This window comes from Heliomicrobium sulfidophilum (genome assembly GCF_057715735.1).
The window spans coordinates 552,090-575,471 of the sequence record NZ_JBVTZZ010000004.1 but is presented as its reverse complement, the minus strand read 5'-3'; the positions used below and the strand labels follow the sequence as shown (position 1 = coordinate 575,471).

19 protein-coding genes, 6 tRNA genes and 1 rRNA gene are annotated in these 23,382 nt (G+C 57.3%); 20 read left to right on the top strand and 6 right to left on the bottom strand.

Going from position 1 to position 23,382, the window contains the following annotated elements; all coding sequences use genetic code 11:
- Nucleotides 1–52: 52 nt before the first annotated feature.
- From AC0CW1_RS04485 to AC0CW1_RS04450, 8 genes are all read left to right on the top strand, one after another.
- A tRNA-Thr gene (locus tag AC0CW1_RS04485) sits at nucleotides 53–128 on the top strand.
- Nucleotides 129–136: 8 nt separating this feature from the next.
- Nucleotides 137–211: transfer RNA gene (locus AC0CW1_RS04480), tRNA-Gly, on the top strand.
- 370 nt (nucleotides 212–581) lie between these two features.
- Nucleotides 582–1,193: a carbonic anhydrase gene (locus AC0CW1_RS04475; RefSeq protein WP_488181853.1), complete on the top strand. Its 612-nt coding sequence runs from the start codon at nucleotides 582–584 to the stop codon at nucleotides 1,191–1,193.
- A gap of 185 nt (nucleotides 1,194–1,378) precedes the next feature.
- Nucleotides 1,379–1,453 (top strand) — tRNA-Cys (locus AC0CW1_RS04470).
- 7 nt (nucleotides 1,454–1,460) lie between these two features.
- Nucleotides 1,461–1,537 (top strand) — tRNA-Val (locus tag AC0CW1_RS04465).
- A 4-nt stretch (nucleotides 1,538–1,541) separates the two neighbouring features.
- Nucleotides 1,542–1,618: transfer RNA gene (locus AC0CW1_RS04460), tRNA-Asp, on the top strand.
- Nucleotides 1,619–2,002: 384 nt separating this feature from the next.
- Nucleotides 2,003–2,119 (top strand): 5S ribosomal RNA (gene rrf / locus AC0CW1_RS04455).
- 65 nt (nucleotides 2,120–2,184) lie between these two features.
- Nucleotides 2,185–2,261 (top strand) — tRNA-Ile (locus AC0CW1_RS04450).
- 749 nt (nucleotides 2,262–3,010) lie between these two features.
- On the opposite strand, the gene AC0CW1_RS04445 is transcribed toward AC0CW1_RS04450, so the two are convergent.
- From AC0CW1_RS04445 to typA, 3 genes are all read right to left on the bottom strand, one after another.
- The gene (locus AC0CW1_RS04445; RefSeq protein WP_488181852.1) at nucleotides 3,011–3,289 is read right to left on the bottom strand and encodes a hypothetical protein; all 279 of its coding nucleotides are present in this window, start codon (nucleotides 3,287–3,289) and stop codon (nucleotides 3,011–3,013) included.
- A 217-nt stretch (nucleotides 3,290–3,506) separates the two neighbouring features.
- Nucleotides 3,507–4,829: a replication-associated recombination protein A gene (locus AC0CW1_RS04440; protein ID WP_488181851.1), complete on the bottom strand. Its 1,323-nt coding sequence runs from the start codon at nucleotides 4,827–4,829 to the stop codon at nucleotides 3,507–3,509.
- Nucleotides 4,830–5,186: 357 nt separating this feature from the next.
- Nucleotides 5,187–7,043: a translational GTPase TypA gene (gene typA / locus AC0CW1_RS04435; RefSeq protein ID WP_488181850.1), complete on the bottom strand. Its 1,857-nt coding sequence runs from the start codon at nucleotides 7,041–7,043 to the stop codon at nucleotides 5,187–5,189.
- A 275-nt stretch (nucleotides 7,044–7,318) separates the two neighbouring features.
- Between typA and AC0CW1_RS04430 the strand changes: the two genes are divergently transcribed.
- The 9 genes from AC0CW1_RS04430 to AC0CW1_RS04390 all read left to right on the top strand — a co-directional run bounded on the left by AC0CW1_RS04430 (nucleotide 7,319) and on the right by AC0CW1_RS04390 (nucleotide 15,787).
- Nucleotides 7,319–8,320 carry a LacI family DNA-binding transcriptional regulator gene (locus AC0CW1_RS04430; protein ID WP_488181849.1) on the top strand — a complete coding sequence of 334 codons (1,002 nt, stop codon included), beginning with the start codon at nucleotides 7,319–7,321 and terminating at the stop codon, nucleotides 8,318–8,320.
- The gene (locus AC0CW1_RS04425; RefSeq protein ID WP_488181848.1) at nucleotides 8,317–9,330 is read left to right on the top strand and encodes a ribokinase; all 1,014 of its coding nucleotides are present in this window, start codon (nucleotides 8,317–8,319) and stop codon (nucleotides 9,328–9,330) included. Before AC0CW1_RS04430 ends, AC0CW1_RS04425 begins: the two co-directional genes overlap by 4 nt.
- On the top strand, nucleotides 9,327–9,719 hold the full coding sequence (gene rbsD, locus AC0CW1_RS04420) for a D-ribose pyranase (RefSeq protein ID WP_488181847.1): 393 nt from the start codon (nucleotides 9,327–9,329) through the stop codon (nucleotides 9,717–9,719). The genes AC0CW1_RS04425 and rbsD overlap by 4 nt, the downstream gene beginning before the upstream one ends.
- Before the next feature lie 20 nt (nucleotides 9,720–9,739).
- A complete protein-coding gene (locus AC0CW1_RS04415; protein WP_488181846.1) occupies nucleotides 9,740–11,239 on the top strand; it encodes a sugar ABC transporter ATP-binding protein in 1,500 nt (499 codons plus the stop codon).
- Nucleotides 11,236–12,177, top strand: a complete 942-nt coding sequence (locus tag AC0CW1_RS04410) for an ABC transporter permease (RefSeq protein WP_488181845.1) — start codon at nucleotides 11,236–11,238, stop codon at nucleotides 12,175–12,177. Before AC0CW1_RS04415 ends, AC0CW1_RS04410 begins: the two co-directional genes overlap by 4 nt.
- Before the next feature lie 138 nt (nucleotides 12,178–12,315).
- Entirely contained in the window at nucleotides 12,316–13,257 is a 942-nt protein-coding gene (gene rbsB, locus AC0CW1_RS04405) for a ribose ABC transporter substrate-binding protein RbsB (RefSeq protein ID WP_488181844.1), read from the top strand.
- Between the two features lie 320 nt (nucleotides 13,258–13,577).
- Nucleotides 13,578–14,387 (top strand): metal ABC transporter ATP-binding protein, encoded by an 810-nt coding sequence (locus tag AC0CW1_RS04400; protein ID WP_488181843.1) that lies wholly within the window; start codon nucleotides 13,578–13,580, stop codon nucleotides 14,385–14,387.
- Between the two features lie 12 nt (nucleotides 14,388–14,399).
- The gene (locus tag AC0CW1_RS04395) at nucleotides 14,400–15,260 is read left to right on the top strand and encodes a metal ABC transporter permease (RefSeq protein WP_488181842.1); all 861 of its coding nucleotides are present in this window, start codon (nucleotides 14,400–14,402) and stop codon (nucleotides 15,258–15,260) included.
- 65 nt (nucleotides 15,261–15,325) lie between these two features.
- Nucleotides 15,326–15,787 carry a Fur family transcriptional regulator gene (locus AC0CW1_RS04390; RefSeq protein WP_488181841.1) on the top strand — a complete coding sequence of 154 codons (462 nt, stop codon included), beginning with the start codon at nucleotides 15,326–15,328 and terminating at the stop codon, nucleotides 15,785–15,787.
- 278 nt (nucleotides 15,788–16,065) lie between these two features.
- Here the strand turns inward: AC0CW1_RS04390 and AC0CW1_RS04385 are convergent, their stop codons facing one another.
- Nucleotides 16,066–18,609 (bottom strand): DNA internalization-related competence protein ComEC/Rec2, encoded by a 2,544-nt coding sequence (locus AC0CW1_RS04385; protein ID WP_488181840.1) that lies wholly within the window; start codon nucleotides 18,607–18,609, stop codon nucleotides 16,066–16,068.
- Between the two features lie 103 nt (nucleotides 18,610–18,712).
- Nucleotides 18,713–19,948, bottom strand: a complete 1,236-nt coding sequence (locus AC0CW1_RS04380; protein WP_488181839.1) for a CotS family spore coat protein — start codon at nucleotides 19,946–19,948, stop codon at nucleotides 18,713–18,715.
- Nucleotides 19,949–20,048: 100 nt separating this feature from the next.
- Between AC0CW1_RS04380 and holA the strand changes: the two genes are divergently transcribed.
- Nucleotides 20,049–21,152: a DNA polymerase III subunit delta gene (gene holA, locus AC0CW1_RS04375; RefSeq protein ID WP_488181838.1), complete on the top strand. Its 1,104-nt coding sequence runs from the start codon at nucleotides 20,049–20,051 to the stop codon at nucleotides 21,150–21,152.
- An 84-nt stretch (nucleotides 21,153–21,236) separates the two neighbouring features.
- Here the strand turns inward: holA and rpsT are convergent, their stop codons facing one another.
- Nucleotides 21,237–21,503 (bottom strand): 30S ribosomal protein S20, encoded by a 267-nt coding sequence (gene rpsT / locus AC0CW1_RS04370; protein ID WP_488181837.1) that lies wholly within the window; start codon nucleotides 21,501–21,503, stop codon nucleotides 21,237–21,239.
- A 231-nt stretch (nucleotides 21,504–21,734) separates the two neighbouring features.
- On the opposite strand from rpsT, the gene AC0CW1_RS04365 reads away from it, so the two are divergent.
- A complete protein-coding gene (locus AC0CW1_RS04365) occupies nucleotides 21,735–22,094 on the top strand; it encodes a phage holin family protein (protein WP_488181836.1) in 360 nt (119 codons plus the stop codon).
- 72 nt (nucleotides 22,095–22,166) lie between these two features.
- On the top strand, nucleotides 22,167–23,339 hold the full coding sequence (spoIIP, locus tag AC0CW1_RS04360; protein WP_488181835.1) for a stage II sporulation protein P: 1,173 nt from the start codon (nucleotides 22,167–22,169) through the stop codon (nucleotides 23,337–23,339).
- Nucleotides 23,340–23,382 lie beyond the last annotated feature (43 nt).

Sequence of the window (23,382 nt, the reverse complement as noted above, 5' to 3'; positions counted from 1 at the left end):
TCATGATCATTTGTTAAAATACAATTCCGTCGTGAATCATGGCGGATCTTTTGCCGGTGTAGCTCAGTTGGTAGAGCAATTGATTCGTAATCAATAGGTCGCCGGTTCGAGTCCGGCCATCGGCTCCAGTCCCTATGCGGAAGTAGCTCAGCGGTAGAGCATCGCCTTGCCAAGGCGAGGGTCGCGAGTTCGAATCTCGTCTTCCGCTCCATTTTGATTCCTCCCGCATAAACGGTTGAATTTGATTGAGAGATAAAGCAGCGAGTAAGAAGCATTGCATTCCTGCAAAAAGTGAGGATGGCAATGCTTCTTTCGTTTTCACACAGTTCACTATTTCCGGAAGGCTGACCCCCTGTTTCGTGAAGAACAACAAGCGGGGGCTTCTGTTGGATTGGAAGTGACGATTATTTTCATTTTTTGTTCTGCGAACAAGTATAACTTTATCTCAAAGGGTGAAGATATAACCGCTTAAACTTGCTTTTAAGGCGGTGTCTCTTTTGCAGACAAGAAAGTGGCCCCTTTCTCTGGGTATCGTTCTTTTCCTAAGTGCATGTTTATTGGCAGCAGGATGTGCCCGACCAATGAAAAACACAGTGACCCCTGAGGTGTCGGCCTCACCCAAAGAGATCCGACAGATACTGGAGGAAGGCAATCGGCGTTTTATTGAGTCGGCGCCACAGGATAAAAATCTCGGAGAAGATAAGCGGCGGCAATTGGTCGGCGGTCAGAAACCGATAGCGGTGGTAGTCAGTTGTTCCGACTCGCGCGTTCCTCCTGAGCACCTTTTCGATCAGGGACTGGGCGATCTCTTCGTGGTCCGCGTCGCCGGCAATGTGGTCAGCCCTGAGGTGCTTGGCAGCGTTGAATATGCCGTGGAACACCTGCGAACGCCTCTCGTCGTGGTTTTGGGCCATGAAAGCTGTGGCGCTGTCAAGGCGGCTGTAGAAGGCGGTCATGTGGAGGGAAGCATCGCCTCTATCACCGATCGGATCCGTCCGTTAGCGGAAGATGAAAAGACAAAAGGGCTCAAGGGGACAGAACTGGTCGAGACCACTGCGAATGACAATATCCAGGCCTCCCTCGACGAGCTGAAGAAGAGCGCCATTCTCCAAAATGCGTTGAACGCGAAGAAGGTGCAGATCCAGGGGGCGAAGTATGATCTGGATACGGGTAAAGTGGAATGGCTGCCGTAAAGGTTCGACGGACCAGAGGTGGACCTAGAAATGCCGACGTCTTTTGCCTCGCCTTTTGAAACCATCTGTGAAAAAAGCAAATGACCTAACGGCGCTTGATATTGAATATGTTTGTGGAGCGTAAGGATAAAAATAACATTGACTTTATCCGAACCGCCTGTTAATATACAGTTCCGTCGAGAAACGGCGGCATCGCCAAGTGGTAAGGCAAAGGTCTGCAAAACCTTTATTCCCCAGTTCGAATCTGGGTGCCGCCTCCAAAAATACGGGCGATTAGCTCAGATGGTTAGAGCGCTTGCTTGACATGCAAGAGGTCAGCGGTTCGATTCCGTTATCGCCCACCAATAGGGAGCAGTGGTGTAGAGGCCTAACATGCCAGCCTGTCACGCTGGAGATCGCGGGTTCGAATCCCGTCTGCTCCGCCATGATAAAACAACGTTTGTTTGTACCGCGATATGCATGTGGTATTCACCTGATGCTTGATGATTCAAAAGGATTTTTAAGTGAATCGCTTAAATTTCTTAAAAATACCAGTTGAAATGATGAGCTGAAAGTGATACTATATAACTCCGCCCGGCAAAGGGGCAAAGAAAAAAATCGCAACTGTTTGATTTTGAGGGACCGGAGCAAACGGTTCACAGGAATTCGAGGTAAAACATACCGGTTGATATCGATTGACCAGTGTGATAGACTCTGAATTCCGGTGAGCAGTCAGGCGCTGGTGAGCCGCAACAAGCGGTCATTACTGGAGCTGTTCGCGACGGTTACACCTCAAGCATCCCTCAATGGTTTCCTATAACTGAAGATGATCTGGTGACAATGGCGGAGAGGTAACACCCGTTCCTATCCCGAACAGGTCAGTTAAGCTCTCCGGCGTCGATGGTACTTGGGACGGTGGTCCCTGGGAGAGTAGGACGTCGCCGGATCGGCCGGGAAACCGGCAGGCTCGACAGCTCATGCAGTGATGTGTGAAACTGAAGCGGGTCATGATGGGCCTATAGCTCAGCTGGCTAGAGCGTACGACTGATAATCGTAAGGTCGGTGGTTCGAGTCCACCTAGGCCCACCATTTCATTTGCTCCTTGAAAACTGCACAGAGGATACGTAAAGCGCAAGCGGTTATGGTCGAAGTGATTTGCGCCGGCGTTGAGCGGACTTCTTTCGATTCCGATCATGTATCAACGATGCCATGCATCGACGATGCGTCAGCGGATAGATAAGTCCGGTGAAACGACGGATAAGACGCTACGACAGTAACTGATATAAGGTCAAGTTAGTAAGGGCATACGGCGGATGCCTAGGCGCTGAGAGGCGAAGACGAGGTGTTGAGTCGACGGGTACGAATCGGTCGAGGACTTGACCTTCACTTGTATGCTTTACGGTAAATATACTCTGTGTGGTTTTGAAGGAAAAAGTAAGCGCATAAAAAGAAGACCTATCGTCTTGAAGCGATAGGTCTTCTTTTTAGTGCGCCCGGCATGGGCGTTGTCTGAAGGGCAAACCTCCGACCCGAGGACCACGAACCCCAGGTCAACTGTTTACGCTGGCCTAAAATGCCCAAAAAATGCTGGGATTGCCTGACCGAGATTTACTGGATATAATGACCATAACCAATGAAATTGAAAGGAAAAAGACGCCCCTGTTAAGGTACTACCTGCAAGTAGCACCAAGGGCGTCCACACAAAAAAGCATGATTGTTGTAGCAGACTTTACGTTGATTGAACACCCCAAAAAGGGTCTTGTCGCGATGTTCGCGCGTGAGGCATTCGGGACAACGATGGGCCTTGGTGTGGAATAACTCAACGCCATTGATGGCAGTCACTCGCCAACCATTGATGTGGTTTTCCGCCAACGGTCCATCTGCTCCATACTCTCCATACTGAAAAAGGCGCCAAAAAAAGCGACGGTAAAAATGGCTGGGGCTTTGATACGGGGTTGCTTGCGACCATCCTTTGCTTGACGAACCATCTGCGAAAAGCCATGTACCTTTGAGGCGTACTGCGTAAAAAGTTGGACTTGTCGGCCCGCTTTTTTTCCACCAGGTGTTCTACAGAGGATTACTTGTGGTTTTGTAGGTGGCTGTGCTACACTTTGCATTGAGGATTCCTCCTTTGTGCAGTGTTTTGCGTTGCAACAACTCACTTCGACAAAGGGATTAGGAATCCTTTAAACTTTTCTGGAAATTTATCTAATTATATCCATTCTCGTGTGGGAATTGTCGCGATTTCGTGACAATTCTCCAAAAGCGCTTCAGATAAGGGTTTGGCGGACTTTTTTTATCAAAGATGCGTGGGTTCTGAAATACCTTCTAGAATTAGGGGGTGTTGTGATTTTCGCGCAATTCCTCCAACCAACGCCCAATCTGCTTCTCCCGGCCATTCTCCGAGGGGGTGTAGAACCGGGCGTTCTCCATTTCCGGCGGCAGGTAGTTTTGCCGGACATAGCCGCCGTAATTATGTGGGTACTTGTAGCCGACACCGCTGCCCAACAGGTCGCCAGCTTTAGAGTGGGACGTGTCAGCCAGGTGGCGGGGGACCTCAATGCGTTTTGCCTCCCGCACGGCTCGTAACGCCTTGTCAATAGAATCTTTGGCACCATTACTCTTGGGAGCACAGGCCAGGTATATAGTCGCTTCGGCGAGGGGGATGCGTCCTTCCGGCAACCCGACGAATTTGACGGCCTCGGCAGCCGCCTGGGCAACGACGAGGGCCATCGGGTCGGCCATGCCGATGTCTTCGGCGGCGTGGATGACAATGCGGCGGGCGATGAAGAGGGGATCCTCGCCGGCTTCCAGCATCACCGCCAGCCAGTAGAGTGCCGCGTCAGGGTCGGAACCTCGGATGCTTTTTATAAAAGCGGAAATCGTGTCGTAGTGGCGATCTCCTTTTTTGTCGTAGTAGACAGCAACCCGTCCCGTAACCTCGGTTACCTCGTTCGCCTCAATCGGTTGACCGGCGTCGCTGTGAACGCCGGCGACCATGTCCAAGATCGTTAAAGCAGCCCGGGCGTCTCCCTTGGCGGCCCGCACGATCAGATCGAGGGCCTCTTCCGTAAGGGCGTTCTCTTGCAGGCCCAGACCCCGGTCACCATCGGTGAGCGCCCGTTTCAGGAGTGACACTAGTTCTTCCTCATTTAAGGGCTGCAGAATGTAGACTCGCAAGCGGGAGAGGAGAGCGGCGTTCAACTCATAAAGCGGGTTTTCCGTTGTGGCGCCGATCAGGATCAAGGTGCCGTCTTCCACGATCGGCAGCAGCACGTCCTGTTGGGCCTTGTTAAAGCGGTGGATCTCGTCAATAAAGAGGATCGTCCGCTTCTGGTTGAAGGAGAGGCGCTCTTCGGCCTCTTTGGCCACCTTTTTGATATCGCTCGTGTTGGCCGTGACGGCGGAGAGGGTGACAAAGCTGCTATCGGTCGTCTGGGCAATCAGCCGGGCGATAGTGGTCTTTCCCGTTCCCGGCGGCCCGTATAGAATAAAGGACTGCAGCTTATCCTCATCGATCATGCGGCGAAAGAGGGAGCCCTTTTTTAGTAGATGGGTTTGCCCGGACACCTCATCGAGGCTGCGCGGGCGCATGCGGAAGGCAAGGGGTCCTTCTTTGCTTTTTAAAGCCTCACTTTGATAGGAAAAGAGGTCCATAGGAACAACTCCTAAAGGATTTATAAGTGAGCATTCAACGCAGTAGCAGGATGGGATGGGGAACAAGGGCAGGGAGTAAGGGGTGAGGGGTAAGGGAGTGAAGTGGAACAGGAAAAAGCGACAAAAAGAATTAGGCAACATATGTTCTATATCCTCTATTGTAACCGTTTCGTCTGCTTTTCCCAAGCCGGAAAAACAACAAGCCCTTGGGTCGTCAGTCAGACCCAAGGGCTTGATCCGTTCTCACTTCTTTCGATGTTTTGCCTAAGTCGCAAAGGGCCCCTAATCGTTGCTTCTTTCGCTAAAACCTTAGCTGCATCGAAAGATTAGCCAATAACTGGCGCTTTAGTTAATTCCTTAGTTGATCCCCAACGCCTTATTCTTCTTCGCCCGTTCCCGCTGGTTGATGTCCATGATGCGTTTGCGCAGGCGGATGTTTTTCGGCGTCACTTCGACGAGTTCGTCGTCGTCGATCCACTCCAGGGCGTCTTCGAGGGAGAGGATACGCGGCGGCTCTAAGCGGATGGTGCCGTCGGAGCCGGAGGCGCGCATGTTCGTCAGGTGCTTGGCCTTGCAGACGTTGATGTCCATGTCCTGTTCCCGCGAGTTTTCGCCGACGATCATGCCCTGATAGACATCGGCGCCAGGGGAGATGAAGAAGCGGATCCGCTCTTGCAGGTAGCCCAGGGCGTAGGCGGTGGTGGTACCGGCTTCAAGGGCGACGGCGGCGCCGCGGCTACGGCCCGGGATTTCGCCCCGGTATTCGCCATAGCCGTGGAAGAGGTGGTGCATGATGCCGAAGCCGCGCGTGTCGGTGAGGAACTCCGTCCGGTAGCCGATGAGGCCCCGGGCGGGGATGATGAATTCCAGGCGAACCTGGCCGTTGCCGCTGTTGACCATGTTGGTCATCTCGGCGCGGCGGGTGCCCAGTTTCTCCATGACGACGCCCATGTACTCTTCAGGCACGTCGATGGTCAGGTGCTCCAGCGGCTCCAGGAGGACGCCGTCTTCGTCTTTACGCAGGATGACCTGCGGCTTCGAGACGGCCAACTCGTAGCCTTCGCGGCGCATCGTTTCAATCAGGATGGACAGGTGCAGTTCGCCCCGGCCGGAGACGAGGAAGACATCGGGGTCTTCCGTGTCCTGGACGCGCAGGGCCACGTTTTTCTCCAGTTCCTTATAAAGGCGCGCCCGCAGGTGGCGGGAGGTGACGTATTCGCCCTCTTTGCCGGCAAAGGGGCTCGTGTTCGTCTGGAAGGTCATCTGCAGGGTAGGCTCGTCCACGTTGATGATCGGCAGGGGGGCGGGGTTGTCCGGGTCGGAGACGGTTTCGCCGATGTGGACGTTCTCGATGCCGGTGACGCAGATGATGTCGCCGACGGTCGCTTCTTCCGTAGCGACCCGTTTGAGACCCTGGTAGGTGTAGACATTGAGCAACTTGCCTTTGACGATGGCGCCGTCGCGCTTGCAGACAGAGACCTGCTGACCGGCGCGCAGGTTGCCCTGGCGGATGCGACCGATGGCAACGCGGCCTACGTAGCTGTCATAGTCGAGGGCAGCCACCAGCAACTGCACCGGGGCATCCTCGTCGCCTTCGGGGCAGGGGACCTTTTCGACAATCGTTTTAAAGAGCGGCTCCAGGGTGGTCCCCGGCTCGTCCGCTTTCAGGCTGGCCCAGCCGGACCGCCCGACAGCGTAGAGGACGGGGAATTCAAGCTGGTCGTCATCGGCGCCCAGTTCGATGAACAGTTCAAGGATCTCGTCGAGCACTTCCTCGGGGCGGGCGTCGTTGCGGTCCATCTTGTTGATGACGACGATGGGGCAGAGGCCGGCTTCCAAAGCCTTGCGCAGGACAAACTTGGTCTGGGCCATGACGCCTTCGGCGCTGTCGACGAGCAGGATGGCGCCGTCGACCATGGAGAGGATGCGCTCCACCTCGCCGGAGAAATCGGCGTGGCCGGGCGTGTCGACGATGTTGATCTTGATGCCCTGGTAGGAGACGGCTGTGTTTTTGGCGAGGATAGTGATGCCCCGTTCCCGCTCCAGGTCGTTCGAGTCCATGACACAGTCTTGGACTTCTTCATTGGCCCGGAAGACGCCTGATTGGCGCAGGAGTCCGTCGACGAGGGTCGTCTTGCCGTGGTCGACGTGGGCGATGATGGCAATGTTCCGCAGATCTGTCCGTTTCAAACAATTATTCCTCCTAAATCTCATAAAAAAAGGATGCCCTTTTCGACATCCGCAAATATCGCCATGTTAAATGGTAATATGTCGCTGTCGATCTGTCAAGGGTCCATGCAAATAAAGGACGGGAGGGGATCGCTGTGGTGGTGATATTTTTTTTATATGAGGAACTTTTCTGGAGAGGAATTCAGAAATTAACGGCGAATTAACATGTGGAAACGTTACCACATGAAAATCAGTTCGATAGAACCGCTGCCAAACCGGTGAAGACTGCCGAGACAAACCGAGAAGAGCGGAGGGGCGTTATGGCTACGATCAAAGATGTCGCCGCCCTGGCTGGCGTGTCCGTATCAACGGTGTCGCGGTGCATAAACGCCAGCGGCTATGTGGACAGTAAAACAGAGGAGCGGGTGCTGGCCGCTATCAAGGCCCTCGATTACCGGCCAAGCCGCGTCGCCCGCACCCTGGTGACACGCAGGTCAGGGACGATCGGTTTGATCCTGCCCGATATCACCAACCCCTTTTTCCCCGAGGTGGCCCGAGGCGCCGAGGACGAAGCCTACCGTCACGGCTACAACCTGATCCTCTGCAACTCCGATTGGGAACTGGAGAAAGAGGCTCTGTACCTGGGTATCCTGCGCCAGCAGTGTGTCGACGGTGTCATCTTGGTCAGTACGAAACTCACCGAGGAGCGTTTGACCGAAGAATGCTGCTCCTTGCCGCCGTTGGTCGTGATCGATCGCACCATCACCCTTGATATCCACTCCATCAGTTCCAACAATATCGGCGGCGCCGTCTTGGCGACAGAACACCTTTTGTCTCAGGGGTGCCGGAGAATCGCTCATATTGCCGGACCGGCTGCCTCTGTCTCGGCGCAGCAGCGTCTGGAGGGCTTTACCCAAGCCATGATGGACGCCGGCCTTCCGGTCGAACCGTCCCTTGTCGTCGAGGGTGATTACCGCTTAAGTGGGGGAAAAGGGGCCATGGCTGCACTGCTGGCAATGACGCCGCCGCCGGAGGCTGTCTTTTGCGCCAACGACATGATGGCCATCGGGGCGCTCGAACAGATGCAAATGGCCGGCCTGCGTGCGCCTGACGATCTGGCAATCGTCGGCTATGACGGCATCACCCTCACCCACTACGTCCACCCGCGCTTGACGACGGTCGTCCAACCGACCTACCAGATGGGGGAACGGGCCGTCCAACTGTTGCTAGAGACCATCAAAGGCAACGAGAGCTTTCAACATATCGAACTGGAGCCCCGGTTGGAGATCGGGGAGTCTTCTGTCAGGAGGGTGAGAACATGACAAGACCGCGCCTGCTCGTCGTCGGTAGCATCAACGTCGACCTAGTGGCTTATGCCGAGCGGATCCCCCATACAGGCGAGACTGTAAAAGGAAAGCAGTTTTTCACCGTTCCCGGCGGCAAGGGCGCCAACCAGGCCATGGCGGCCAACCGTCTAGGCGCAGAGGTGACCTTCATCGGCGCCGTCGGTGATGACCGTTACGGAACTGACATGGTGCAGTATTTCCGTGAGAACGGTTTGGAGCCGTCTCGCATCAAAAAGGTTCCCGGCTCGACCGGTGTGGCCGTAATCGCTGTCGATGACCACGGCAACAACCAGATCGTCGTCGTTCCCGGCGCCAACGATCAATTGACGCCGGCTGATCTGGAGGCGTGCGCTGACGCTTTTGCCTCCGTCGACGCGGTGGTGGTTCAACTGGAAACGCCCCTCGAGACGGTGGGGAAGGCGATCGAATTGGCGGAGCGACTGCAAAAGCCGCTGATCCTCAACCCGGCGCCAGCCCAGCCGCTGCCGGAGGACTGGCTTCGTCGCATCGCCTACCTCGTGCCCAACGAACATGAAGCTGCCTTGCTCGTTGGCGACCCGGCGAGTGACTTCAGCGACTTGCAGAAAAAGATGACGGGGACGCTTATCGTGACCATGGGCGAGAAGGGTGTGCTTTTCAGCGAAAGAAGCGATGGGTGCGAGGGAGACAAGGGAGATCATGAAGTCGACGATAGCGACGGAGGAAATAGTGAAGATATTGGCGATGGAGGCAAAAGGTGCGATAGGGGTAATGACGGAGTAAAGATGAACCGCATTCCCGCCTTTTCCGTTCCCGTCGTTGACACAACCGCCGCCGGAGACGCTTTCGTCGCCGGATTCGCTGTCGCCCTGGCTGAGGGGCAGGCGCTGAAAGAGGCCCTTCATTTCGCCAGCGCCGTCGCCGCCCAGTCGGTGACAAAAAAGGGCGCTCAGACGTCGCTGCCGGACCGGGACGAGGTTAATCGTTTTTTGGAGGGGGTACAATGAAAAAACAGGGCATCTTGCATCGCGATCTGGCTTCGTTAATCGCCAGCCTCGGCCATGGCGACCTGGTGGTGGTGGCCGATAGCGGCCTGCCCGTCCCACCCGGCGTTCCCTGCATCGAACTGGCTGTGACCAAAGGGGTGCCGCCCTTTTTGCCGGTCCTTGACGCCATCCTCTCGGAGATGGTCGTCGAATCGGCCACCGTCGCCGAGGAACTAAAACCAAACGAACCGCTGGTAGAAGCCCTCGCCGGTCGTCTAGCGCCGGTGGAGCTGTACTTCGTCAATCATGAATCGCTGAAGACGCGCTGCCGCCAAGCCCGGGCTGTCATCCGGACAGGGGAGTGGACGCCCTACGCCAACATCCTCCTCTATGCCGGAGTCACCTTTTGACGGCTAGGAAGGAGAAGACCATGTCACTCTTGGAGATGCGGGCGATCAACAAAAGCTTTCCCGGCGCCAAGGTGCTCAAGGCTGTCGATTTCAGCGTCGAAAAAGGGGAGATCCACGCCCTGTTGGGCGAGAACGGCGCCGGCAAGTCGACACTGATGAAGATCCTCACCGGCATCTACAGCAAGGATAGCGGGGAAATCGACTTTGATGGCAAACCTTTGACGGTGCGAGGACCTCGGGAAGCAGAGGCGTTCGGGATCGTCATGATCCACCAGGAATTCAACCTCGTCCCTCAGTTAAGCGTGGCCGAGAACATCTTCTTGGGCAACGAAGGCCCCTTCACCCGCTGGGGGACCATCCGCTGGCCGGCCTTGGTGGATGCCTCTCGTCGCTATCTCGACCAAGTCGGTTTGACGGTGGCGCCGACGCGCGCCGTCGAGGAACTGAGCGTCGGCGAAAAACAGCTTGTCGAGGTGGCCAAAGCCCTTTCGAAGAAAGCAAAGCTGCTGATCATGGACGAACCGACGGCAGCTTTGACGGAGACGGAAAAAGAGAAGCTCTTTTCCATCATGGGCACCCTCGCCGGACAAGGCGTGTCGATCATTTTCATCTCCCACCGCATGGAGGAACTTTTCGCCATCTGCGACCGTGTCACCGTCCTGCGCGACGGCGCTTTTATCGCCACGCGGCCGATTCCGGAGACGACTATCGATGAACTGGTCTCCCTCATGGTGGGACGGCAGGTGGAGGACCGCTTTCCCAAAGTGGTGGTGGAAGCAGGCGAGACGATTCTGGAAGTGGAAGGCTTGCAAAACGACCGGTTAAAAGCGGTCAGCCTGACCGTGCGCGCCGGCGAGGTGATCGGCATCGGCGGCCTGATGGGCGCCGGGCGGACCGAGGTGGGTCGAGCCATCTACGGCCTTGACCCAGCGAAAGGGAGCCTGCGCCTGCAAACAGGCAGCGGTGAAAGCCGAACCGGGCTATTTCGCCATCCCGCCGAAGCCATCGCCCACGGCGTCGCCATGGTACCGGAAGACCGCAAGGACGAAGGCTTGGTGCTGATCGCCAGTGTGAAAGATAACCTGGCATTGCCGACGCTCGCCAAGCGGGCGCGTTTGGGCGTCATCGATGGCGCCGAGGAACGCCGGATGGTGGATGGCTATGTAAAGACCTTGCGGATCAAGACGTCCGGGACAGACCAGCCGGTGCGCAACCTGAGCGGCGGCAACCAGCAGAAGGTCGTCTTCGGCAAATGTCTCGAGACGAAGCCGCGCCTGCTGATCCTCGATGAGCCGACGCGCGGCGTCGATGTGGGGGCAAAGGTGGAGATCTACCAGTTGATCAACGAACTAGCCGCCAACGGCATCGGCATCCTGCTCATCTCATCGGACCTGCCGGAACTGATGGGCATGAGCGACCGCATCTATGTCATGTACGAAGGCCAGATCACTGGCCATTTCACGAGAGAGACAGTGACGGAAGAAGCCTTTATGCGTTGCGCCACAGGAGGTGCCCCATGAAAGAACTGCTGGAAAAACTCCGCCGATACCGGATGGGCCCCCTGATCGGCCTGGTCCTGATCTGCATCGCCCTGACCCTCATGTCGGACCGCTTTTTTACGGCCTCCAACATCCTCAACATCGCCAGGCAGGTGTCCATCAACACTCTCCTTGCCTTGGGGATGACCTTCGTCATCATCTCCGGCGGCATCGACCTCTCCGTCGGTTCCATCCTGGCCTTTGCCGGGGCTCTGGCTGCCGGCGCGTTGGCCAGCGGCATGGATACGGGGCTCGTCCTGCTCTACGCCTGCCTGATCGGCCTCGCTGGCGGCGCGTTGAACGGATTGTTAATCGCCTACGGGCGCATCGCCCCCTTTGTGGCCACCCTTGGCACGATGACCCTCTTCCGAGGGGCCACGCTGATCTACACAGAGGGACGTCCCATCCGCGCTGTTGAGGAAGGCTTCAACGCCCTGGGGGGCGGATACCTGGGTCCCATCCCGACGCCGGTCGTCATCACCGCCGTCATGGTCTTTCTGGCCTGGTTCGTCTTGAACCGGATGACGGTGGGGCGCCGCGTCTTCGCCGTCGGCGGCAATGAGGAGGCGGCGGTCCTCAGCGGGATCAAGGCTACTTACAGCAAGATCTTTGTCTACGCCGTCAGCGGTCTCATGTGCGGCCTTGCCGGCGCCATTCTCACCTCGCGGCTCATGTCGGCCCAACCGACAGCCGGCGCCGGCTATGAGTTGGACGCCATCGCGGCGGTCGTTCTCGGTGGGACTAGCCTCTCCGGTGGCCAGGGTGGCGTGCTCGGGACCCTTGTGGGCGCACTGATCATCGGTGTGCTCGACAACGGCCTGAACATACTCAACGTTTCTTCCTTCTACCAACAGGCGGTGAAAGGCATCGTGATCCTGATCGCGGTGCTATTAGACCGGCGAAATGCCGCAAGGGGGTGAGCAGGCAAGGGGTCGGTTCGAGTATGACGAGCTTTGAAGTATGACGTGTGAAAGCAGTGTCATCAAAGCGGTTTTGAACGTTCCAACTCAAGTGGTGCTTTAAACAGCGAAAGAGCGAAAGAAATGGGAGGAAATCGCATGAAACGGTATCTGAAAGCAGCGTCCCTCATTGTCGGTTCCCTGTTTATGGTCGGCATGCTCGCCGGTTGCGGCGGTTCCAAGGAGCCGGCCAAACCGGCCGATAAGCCAGCTGACTCGGCCAAGCAGATGACGGTTGGTATCGCCCTCTCCACCCTGAACAATCCTTTCTTTGTCGATATGCGCGACGGCGCTCAAGCCGCCGCTGACAAGCTGGGTGCCAAGCTGGTCGTCATGGACGCCCAGGACGACGCCTCCAAGCAGGTCTCCCAGGTGGAGAACCTGATCCAGCAGAAAGTGGATATCATCCTGCTCAACCCGACCGACAGCGACGGTCTCGTCACCGCCGTTAAAGATGCCAACAAAGCAAACATACCGGTGATCACTCTTGACCGCAGCGTTAGCGGCGGCGACGTCCTGTCCCACATCGCCTCGGACAACGTAGCTGGCGGCAAGCTGGCAGCTGAATTCGTCGTCAAGTCCCTGAACGGAAAAGGCAAAGTAGCCGAGCTTGAAGGTATTGCCGGCACCTCCGCTGCCCGCGACCGTGGACAGGGCTTCCACAGCCTCATCGACAATGAAAAGGAAATTAAGGTCGCTGCCAAGCAACCTGCCGACTTCAACCGCTCCAAAGGTATGACCGTCATGGAGAACATCCTCCAAAGCCAGCCGGACATCCAAGCCGTCTTCTGCCATAACGACGAGATGGCCCTCGGCGCCCTGCAAGCCCTGCAAGCCGCCAAAAAGAACGTGATCCTCGTCGGCTTCGACGGCGGCGCTGATGCCGTCAAGGCCGTTCAGGAAGGCAAGATGTCGGCCACCATCGCCCAGCAGCCCAAGCTGATCGGGGAAGTGGGCGTGCAGACCGCTGAAAAAGTAGTCAAGAAAGAAAAAGTGGAAGCCAAGATCCCCGTCGCGCTGAAACTGATCACCAAGCAGTAACGAAGCAATAAAGAGCAGGCGATACAAACAACCCAAAATTCATGCGGAGGCCGCGACCAAACGTAGCTTTGGTTTCGCGGCCTCCGGTTCTGTTTATCGGCATCGCGATAGGGGGAGAATGGGAAGGGGAAATTAGTACATCACGGTCGATTGAGACTTGTCATCAGCAGCCTTGTCGGTGTAAGCTTAAATCGCAAATAAGAATAATCCTATTTAAGTGACGATATAGATGGTAACGCGTTGTATGCGCCGGAGGGAATTCAGTCAAGTTTTGCACAACCTGTTGCTGTTAATCTGTTTATTGAGAGGAGGGAGGGGCCGTGCCATTTCCAAAAAAAGGGGACGGCCAAGAGGCTGCGGCTCTTTGGCAGTCGGATGCAGACCTGCTTGTCGAGGCCCGCAATCTCTCTTTTCGCTATGGTCACCAGGAGACACTGACGGATATCCAATTGAACATTTATCGGGGCGATTTTCTTGGCATCATCGGTCCCAACGGCTCAGGAAAATCGACGCTCTTGCGTCTGCTCCTCGGTTTGTTAACGCCGGAACAAGGACAGGTTCTCCTCTGGGGAGAACCGTTGGCCCAATTTCGCCATTGGAGCCGGGTCGGCTATGTGCCGCAGAAAGTGACGGCTTTCAACGACGCTTTTCCCGCCACTGTCCGCGAGGTTGTTTCCGCCGGCAGGCTGGGCCGGAAGGGGCTCTTTGGGCGCCTCAATAAGGATGACCAGGAGATCATCGAACAGTCTCTCGTGACGGTCGGGATGGACGGTTTCGCCGACCGGCTGATCGGCAACCTGTCCGGCGGTCAGCAGCAGCGGGTCTTTATCGCCCAGGCGCTGGCTGGCGAACCGGAGATTCTCTTTTTGGACGAGCCCACCGTCGGGGTGGACATGGAACAGGAAGAGCAGTTCTACGGTCTCCTGGAGCGTCTGAACGGCGAATCGGCTTTGACGATTGTCATTGTATCTCATGACATCGGCGCTGTGACAGAGCGTGTCAACAAGCTCGTCTGTCTGAACCGCCGCCTGTTCTTCCATGGCGAGGTGAGCGGCTTCAAGGCGCGCCAGTCAGAAATCCTTTCACTGCTTTACGGTCATCCAGTGCAGATGATCCGGCACGGCCATTAGGAGGGGAGCGCCATGCCTGAAATGCTACAACACGATTTCATGGTCCGAGCGCTCCTGGCAGGCGTCATGGTCGCTGTCATCTGCCCGGCCATCGGACTTTTTCTTGTCCTGCGGCGCCTCTCCCTGATCGGAGATACGATCTCCCATGTTTCCCTGGCCGGTGTTGCCGGCGGGATGCTTCTCGGCGTCTATCCGCCGCTGATGGCACTCGGTTTTTCCATCGTGGCCGTGTTGGGCTTGGAAAAACTGCGTCGCCGCTTTCAAAACTACGCCGAGATCTCCCTCGCCGTCGTTTTATCCGGCGGCGTTGCCTTGGCAGTCATCCTGTTGAGTATGAAAAAGTCGGCCTCTTCAGACATCCTGAGCTATCTCTTCGGCAGCATCGTCGCCGTTAATGACCGCGATCTGGCGATTTTGGCCGCTGTCAGCCTGACAGTGTTGCTCACCGTCAGCCTCTTTTACCACCGCTTTTTTTACATTACCTTGCATGAGGAGAAGGCGCGCCTCAGCGGCTTGCCCGTCAACGCCCTCAACCTGTTGATCATGGTGCTGACGGCCCTCGTCGTGGCCGCTTCCATGCGGATCGTCGGCATTCTGCTCGTTTCGTCAATGCTGGTTCTGCCTGTTGCAGCCAGTTTGCAGGTAGCCCGCAGTTTCCGCGCAGCCCTCTGGCTGGCGCTGGTCTACGCTCTGGCGGAAGTCAGTCTCGGTTTGACGGCTTCTTATTACTTTGATCTCGCCCCAGGAGGAACGATCGTCTTATTGGCGTCCGCCTTGTTGGTGGCGACCATCGCGCTGCGGGCTGCCATAGTGGGCTTCCTCCGCCGTCGATCCAAGGAAGAGGTTTCGCTGCGTCGGTTGGTCAATCACTGAACGGGCGAAAAAGGACGAATGTCCCAGGGGTATTGACAACGTTCGGCTGAGTTGCAGGAGGCGTTATGGCGATAGAGGAGACGAAACAGAGGCAGACAGAGGACGTGCTGGAACTGCTCAAGGAAAAGGGCTACAAGTTTACGCCCCAGCGGCGGGCGGTAATCGGTTCATTAATTGAGGCGAAACAGCCTCTGTCCGTCAAGGAGATGGTTGACCGCTTGCGGGAGGATTACCCCGACATGAGCGCCGATACGGTGTACCGCAACCTGAAGGTGCTTTGCGACTTAGGGGTGGTCAGCCTGATCAGCCAGCAGGGCAAGGAGGGAGCACGATATGAACTGGATGGCCGGCCCCACCACCACCATCTGGTCTGTGTAACTTGCGGCAAGTCCCTCTGCCTGCCCTATTGCCCCATGGAGGAGAGGGCCGAGGAACTGGCCCGGCGCGAAGACTTTCAAGTGCTGGGACATACCTTTGAGATCTTCGGCTATTGTCGCGACTGCCAAAAGGGAGACGGCTCGCTTTGAATTGCCATCACCGTTCCAGTGCTGTACGGGCTGGGAGTTGTGATTACATAGCAATGATAAGGTTTGCCAAGAGGCTTGTTTGAAGATGGAAGTTGCCGCTCATCCAGCAGACTTCCATTTTTTATTTTTTTACGGACCATGCACGCTTAGGTTTAGGTTTAAAAGACACAGCCTACGGGCTTCATTTTTTACGGGAAGCACGGCGCATGCCCTGTCGCCCCTCTTTGGCAAAAGGACCGAATGCGGCATAACCGGCGATGCCTTGTGGGTTCGTCTGGTCACTCCGTAAGCGCAGGCTCTTCCCGGCGGGTGGTTTGCCAGCGCCATTGCTCGCCGTCACTGGTGACGATGATGGCGCCGCGAGTATCGGTGCGCAACACCTCGGCGCACTGTTCCCCCCAACGTTGTAGCACTTCCGGAGCGGGGTGACCGAAGGTGTTCCGACCGACGGAGACGACGGCCAGGTCCGGTTCGCCGAGAGCCGCCATGAATGACGGTTCTAGGTTGTGCCGGCTGCCGTGGTGAGGGATCTTGACCACCCCTGCCGTCATGGGGAATATGTCTTCCTGGTGATGGGAAACGAGATAAGCCAATCCCTCCTGGTCCAGATCACCTGTGAGTAGCAGGCGGCAACGACCATATTCGACGAGCAGGACGATGGAAGAGCCGTTGACAGTTTGGGGCGACGAATCGGGTGTCGGATAGAGGACTGTCATGCGCACAGCCGGATCGGGGCTGATGTCGCTGCCTGGTTCCAGCGATTCCAAGACAGGAACTGCCCGTTCCTCTGCCAACTCTTGCAGTGCCAGATACACGGGAGGCAAAGGGCCAGGCGGGTGGGAGAGTACCAGTTGTCCGACAGGATACTCCGCCAACAAATAGGGAAGGCCGCCGATGTGATCCTGATCGGCATGGCTGTTGACGACCAGATCCAACTGGGTGATTCCCTGCCGGTGAAAAAAAGGGGAGACGACCCGTTCGCCTGGATCGAAGGCTTTCTTGGATGGCCCCGCTTCATTTTGGAGGGTGAACGGTGGTGGGCCGGGCGTATCCACCAGCACCGTCTTGCCGCCGGGTGTCTCGATCAGGATGCCGTCTCCCTGGCCCACATCCATGAAGGTGACTCGCAGTTCGGTGGGGACAAATAGGCGGAAAGCAATGAAGAGGATGATTACGATCGGGGTAGTCCGTATAGTCCAGTACTGAACGCGGGCAGCGTCTTTGGGGCGGACGTGGCCTGCTAGGCTCTCCCGGAAAAAGACGAGAGCCAAGTAGTAGGCAAATAACAGCAGGGGAGAGGGTGTGGCCACGGTCAAGGCTGCCCCTGGCAATTCGGCGAGATTGCGGAGGAAGACATTCAGGAGGTTGACGGAAGCCGCCGAAACGAGGGTGAAGCTGAGCGCTCCTGCCGGCCACAAGGGGAGCAGCAAGAAAGCGACGAAGCCAAGGATCGTCACGAGGGCGATGATCACGCCGCCGGCCAGGTTGGCTAAGAGGCCGGCGACGGAAAACAGGTTGAAGTGGTAGAGGCCAAGGGGAGATACCGCCAACTGTGCCGCCAGGGAGACAAGCAGCGCATCGAAGAGCAGTGACGCCCCTTTGCCCAAGGCGACGCCTGCACTGGCGTAGCGCTGTTCCAAGGACTGAACTAGGCGCTCGATCCCTGGTTGAAGCGCGCGGAGCAACGTGGGGAAGAGGTAGAGAATGCCCCAGGTGGCCGTGAAGGACAATTGAAAGCCGGGGTCGGCGAGCATGAGCGGGTTGATGAGGAGGATGGGCAGCGCTGCAGCTGCCAGCATTGTCGGCGGGTCGGCTTTGCGTTGCAATCCGTAAGCTGCGAGTCCGCCCAGCGCCATCAACAACGCCCGTTGCACCGACGCGGGAAAGCCGGTCATGAAGCCGTAGAAGATGATGGCGGCAGCTGTCACGGCGATGCTCGGCCAGAGGGGCGCCCGCCATCGTCGTCCGCCGCGCAGGAGTGTCAGAACCGTCCCGGCGATCACGCCAATGTTCGAACCCGAGACGGCGAAGGCATGAGCGACACCGGTGACGCGATAGACTTCCCGGTCTTCCTCTGACAGGCCCCCTTGGCCGCCGAAAAGAATCCCGGAGATGATACCTGCTGTCTCTTGGGGGAGGCGCTCGAAGAGAAAGGCTTCCATCTGCCGGCGCATGCTGTCGGCGGCGCCGGCGATCCCCTCCATGACGCCATCATCCGCCTCGGTCAGCAGGGAGCGGACGCGGCCGATTGCCTCGCCATCCCGGCAGTGCAGTTCCAGGGCGATCCCTTGCCGCCACAGGTAGGCCCGGTAGTCAAAGTCGCCAGGATTGCGCCGTTCCGTCGGAAGGCGCAACTCCCCCGTCACCTCGACCTGTTCGTAAAGTCGGAGGGGGACCCCTGAGGTTGCGCGCTGAGACCTGACACGGACCCGTTCTCCCTCTGTGGTCCGAATATCCATCAGCAGCGGCGCGTCATGGGAGTGGATCTGTTCTACCCTGCCGACCAGGGTGACCGTTCGTTCCAGCGATAGGTACAGTCCGGAGCGCGGTTGCGCCGCCAGGAAAGTGAAGGCCGTTCCGGCGGCGATGACTGCCGAATAGAGGGCTGTTCGTTTCCAGAGCGCTAAAGGGGGGTGTCCGCTCGAAGATGCAAATAGATGCCGGTCCCCCCAGAGCAACAGGGCGACCCCGCTGGCTGCCAGCGCAATCGCTGTCTGGACTGTATCAGCAGACAGGGGATAGGTTTTTATTTCGTGACCAAGCAAACCTAGCGCGACGCCGATGGCGTAAATGCAAACAAAAACCACCAAAGGACGCTTCATGGCGACACCCCCGGTGGTTTTTTCTACAACGTTTCAGTAAATTCCTCTAATTCCAAAAATATAAAAATGCCTTTGCCCATCGTAAGCCAGCTGCATCGGGCTCCTATGCTGGCGACATCGGGCGCAGGTCAGGTTTCTGCTTGCATGCCTGACAGAAAAAATTCCGATACAGATCAAGTTGATAGGCCAGCCCCATCGCGTTATTTTTTGATTCCCCAAGCTGCATCGGCGTCTCTGCGGTTAGCTCTTTTTCCGTGCCTACATCTGCTACTGCGCCTTGTTCCTCTGTGAACCCCATTGCCTTCATCGTCGAATCAAAACAATGACGGTGCAAAAACCCCCAGCAGTATTCCTCCCCATATCGGCGGAGAAAGAGGTCTTTTTGCTTTTGCTCGGCTTGCAACTGCCGCAGGTCGCGACCGAACTCGGCCGCATCGAAGAGAAAACTGTCATAACGGCGGCGACAGAGGCGCCAGAAGCGTTGAGGGAAGAGGAGGAAGGCAAGCAGGACAGGGTACTCCGTTGGCTGTAAAGGTGTGATCTCTTCATAGACAGACAATATTTTCTGAGCCAGCGAGAAGGACCAGCGGTGGCTTCGCAACACCCGGTCGAGGAGACGGGCCACATCAGCGAGGCGCAGGTCCCAGCGGCAGTAGTCGAAATCGATCAGTTTCGCCTCATCACGGTAATCGAGAACAAAGTTGCGGGCTGCGATATCGCGGTGGACGAAGGTTTTTTCCTGGCGCGAATCTGCCGCGATAGACCGGTACTCTGATTTTTCCAGCACGGCCAAAGCGGATTGGGCTTGCCTGATGTTGCGCTTTAGCAGTGCCTGTTCTTCCGGCGTTCCTGTGTCCGTCGATGCATAGCGGCTTAGGTCGGCCATCCGCCCGGCCAGCAGGCGGGGCCAGCGCTCCCAGTGGGCGCGCCGCCGCGATAAGCCCGGACAATCGAGCCCCTTGGCGTATTGATGGAACTCGGCCAAGGTCGCTGCGGCGGCCAGGATATGACCTTCGTCAAGGAAGTTGCAAGGCCGATCGGCAACCCAGTCGGTGAGAAAGAGCCAGCCCTCACCGTGAACATCCCGGTGAGGGATCCACAAGCATCCCTGCCGCGAAGGGATCAAGACCGGCGAGCGGGTGAACCCCTGCCGGCGCAGGTGGTCCATGGCCAGGCAGATGAAGCGCAGTTTCCCTTCATCGTAATCGACTCGTTTAAGGCAGAGGGGCCCCATGTCGGTCTCCAACCGCCAGACCGGAGCGAGCCGCTGGATCGCCCGGACATGGAGGCCGTATTCCCGCCAGATCAGTTCAACCAGTTGTTCCGCCGTCTCTGCCAAAAGCTGCGACCACCTTGCCGACTGCACTTGCCTTTGCTCGATTTCGTTTTACAATATATGAAGAGCAGTCTCCGAAGGCTTGCAGAAAGGCGGGGTGGCCGTGGATTATGCCGGCATCAAAGCAACACTTCAGAGGGATGTCTATGCCTCTGTCTACCTTATTTTTGGCGACGAGCCGTTCCTGATGGGCGAGGTCTTGGACGAATGGACGGGGCGCTTCGCCAGCCAGCCGGGAGGGGAATTCAACATCGACCGCCTGGAGGGAGACGTGACTGCGGAGACCATCGCCGAAGCGGCCCAGACGCCGCCTTTTATGGCCGAACGGCGCCTTGTCATCGTGCGTGACACGCCCTTGTTGCGGGCGCCTCGCGGTTCCGAATCGTCCGATGGGGAGGCAGTAAACTCAGGTAAAGGCAAGGGCGCCAGCCGATCCAAGGCCCTTGAACCGGAGGCGCCGCTGCTTCACTACCTGTCTGATCCGTCGCCGACGACCTGCCTGATCTTTTTCTCCCCGGCTGGGGTGGATAAGCGAAAACGCCTCTATAAAGCGATCGAAAAGGCCGGCCACGCCGTGGAGATTAAAAAATTGTCCGAATCGGATGGTCGTCGCTGGGCGGCCCAGCGAGCCAAGGCGATGAAAGTGCCCTTTGACGCAGAGGCGCTGGATCTGCTCATCGACCGCGCCGGTGACGATCTGGGGCGGATAGTCCTCGAGTTGGAGAAGCTGCGCAACTTTCTGGGCGAACCCTCACCGACCCGGCGGGTGACGGCTGAGCGGGTCCGCCGACTTGTACCGGCCACACCAGAGGATAATGTCTTTGCCATCGCCGACGCCCTCGGCGACGGCCGTGTCGATGATGCCTTGCGCATCGCCCGCGACCTTGTCCGCAATGGCCAGCATCCCATACCGCTGCTCTTTCTGATCATCCGCCATGTGCGGCAACTGCTTCGACTGAAGGAACTGGCCGCCTCCGGCGTGCGCAAGAATGATTGGGCCAGGGAGATGAAGTTGCCGGCAGGGGTCGTACGGAAACTGGAAGGCCAGGCTGACCGCTTCCCCAGGGAAGAGTTGCGCCGCCTCTATCACCGCCTGACAGCAGCCGACGTGACCATCAAGACAGGCGCCGGTGAGGCTCAGCAGACGCTGGAACTGTGCCTGCTCGCTTTCGCCGGTGAAGGCAGGCAAGGGAACAATAGAGCATAAAAAGACATGACAAAAGGGAGACCGGATGATCCGATCTCCCTTTTTATTACCCACCGAACAAACTGCCCGTTGGACAGTGGCGCCTTACACCGCAGCCTTGTTGAAACGCTTCGTAATACGGGACTTTTTGCGAGACGCCGTATTCTTGTGGATCAAACCTTTAGCGGCGGCTTTATCGAGAGCCCGGACAGCCTTGGCAAGGGCGGCGCGAGCATTGTCCACGTCGGCGGAGGCCATCGCGGCTTCGAAACGCTTGAGCGTCGTACGCAGCGCGGAACGGGCAGAGGCGTTCTTCAACGTCCGCTCACGGGCGATCTTGACCCGCTTGATCGCTGATTTGATATTGGGCACACTCCTCACCTCCTTGCCACTCAACAAAAGTCATTTTACCATGTGAAAGGAACAGATGCAAGAAAGACTTTGCGCCTCAGCCAAATTATGACGGCATTGGCCTCGATATAAGTTTTTTTGCCTCATACGGTTTATATTTGTCTGTAAAAATTGGTTGGGCAGTCATGCATGGATCAGGGAAGAACGGGGAAACTAAGGGCGAAAAGTTCCAAAAGGAGGAACAAGCCCATCATGTTTTCAATGATTGTCCGCTTCCTTGTTTCCGCCGTCGTCCTCTTGGTGGCCAGTTGGTTTATCCCCTTCTTCGTCATCAACGGTATCATCGGAGCCGTCGTGGCCGCTCTGGTCATCGCCTTGCTGGGTTACGCGGCAGAAGCCGTTTTCGGAGACCGGATCACGAGCCTGCACCGCGGCATCGTCGGATTCTTGGTTTCCGCAGCCGTCATCTGGCTGAGCCAACTGATTGTGCCGAATGCGATCCAGACGAGTGTCGTTGGCGCGCTGATCGCCGCGCTGATTATCGGCGCCGTTGACGCCGTGCTGCCGACGCCGCTGACGCCGAAAGCGTTGCCAGGCAAAGGAAATCGCTGAGAGAACCGATTCCCGTCATAGCCTGACCACCCCCGACATACCCATATATTGGGTGAGAAGGGGGTTTTTATTTTGTTCATTCGCCGGACAAACCCATGGGGGCGTTCTCGTGGCAGCCGTCTTTGGGTCGTCCTTTTTTTCCTCACTGTCGTGCTGGCGGGCGTTCTGTGGCGATTCACTCCGGCTTTTTGGACCTGGTTTCCGCCTTACGAAATGCTCAAGTTTGCCCTGCCTGTCCTCTCAACGCAACCCCCGGCGCCGCCGCCGGATCCCCGGGATGGAACAGGCATCGACGGCGAAGGAAACACACAAGGTCCTTCTACAATTTCAAAGGGCCTCACAACCGCTTACCTCAATCGCCTGATCGAAGGTCAAATCCCTTTTCTGGGCTCGACTATGCAACAGGCGGCTTTGCCTGCGACCGGTCAAAAGCAAGCTAGGATACCAGACGGGGACAGCGGCGTGACCCAAAAGCAGGCGCTCGAACAGGAGGGCGACGATTACCCCGACCTCGATATCCTGCGAGAGGATCCTCGCGGCGAACCTGGCTTGAATGCAGGAGGACAAAGTTCTCCCGACACGCCTCCAGCGAAACCGCAAACATCGGCAGGAGCGCCAGAAAAGGTTGTGCTGCTCTATCACACCCACAACGCGGAAAACTACAGCGCTGGCGGGGGACCATCGCGACTCGATGGCCGCAATGCCGGTGTCTTTACAGCCGGCAAGCGTTTAGCAGCCCGATTGCAGGATAAACATCAGCTTCGTGTCATCCATTCCGACGCCATTCACGACTACCCGTCCTACGATTTGGCCTATGTTCAATCGCGAAAAACCCTCCTCGAGCTGCTCAACAGTCACACCAACCCCTTAGCGATCATCGATTTGCACCGGGATGCCGTTCCATTGCGGGAGACGGTGACGATTGGCGGACGGAAGGCGGCGCGGATACTGATCGTCGTCGGGACAGATGCCCGAGCGCCTCATCCCCATTGGAGAGATAACCTCGCCTTCGCCGAGGCTGTGGCGGCCAAACTGGATGAAAAGGCGCCAGGCTTATGCAAGGGCGTCATCACCAAGGCCGGTCGCTACCACCAGCAGATGCACCCGCGGGCGTTGCTCGTCGAGATCGGCGGCCACCTCAATAGCATTGCTGAAGCGCAGGCGTCGGCGGAGATCTTCGCTGACGCCTTGACCAAGGTGCTCGAAGAAAAAGGGCTGATCCGGGAAGGGAAAAAGGGGAGATGATGGCGCCTGGTCAGGGAAAGAACAGGCGCTTTATGAACTTTTT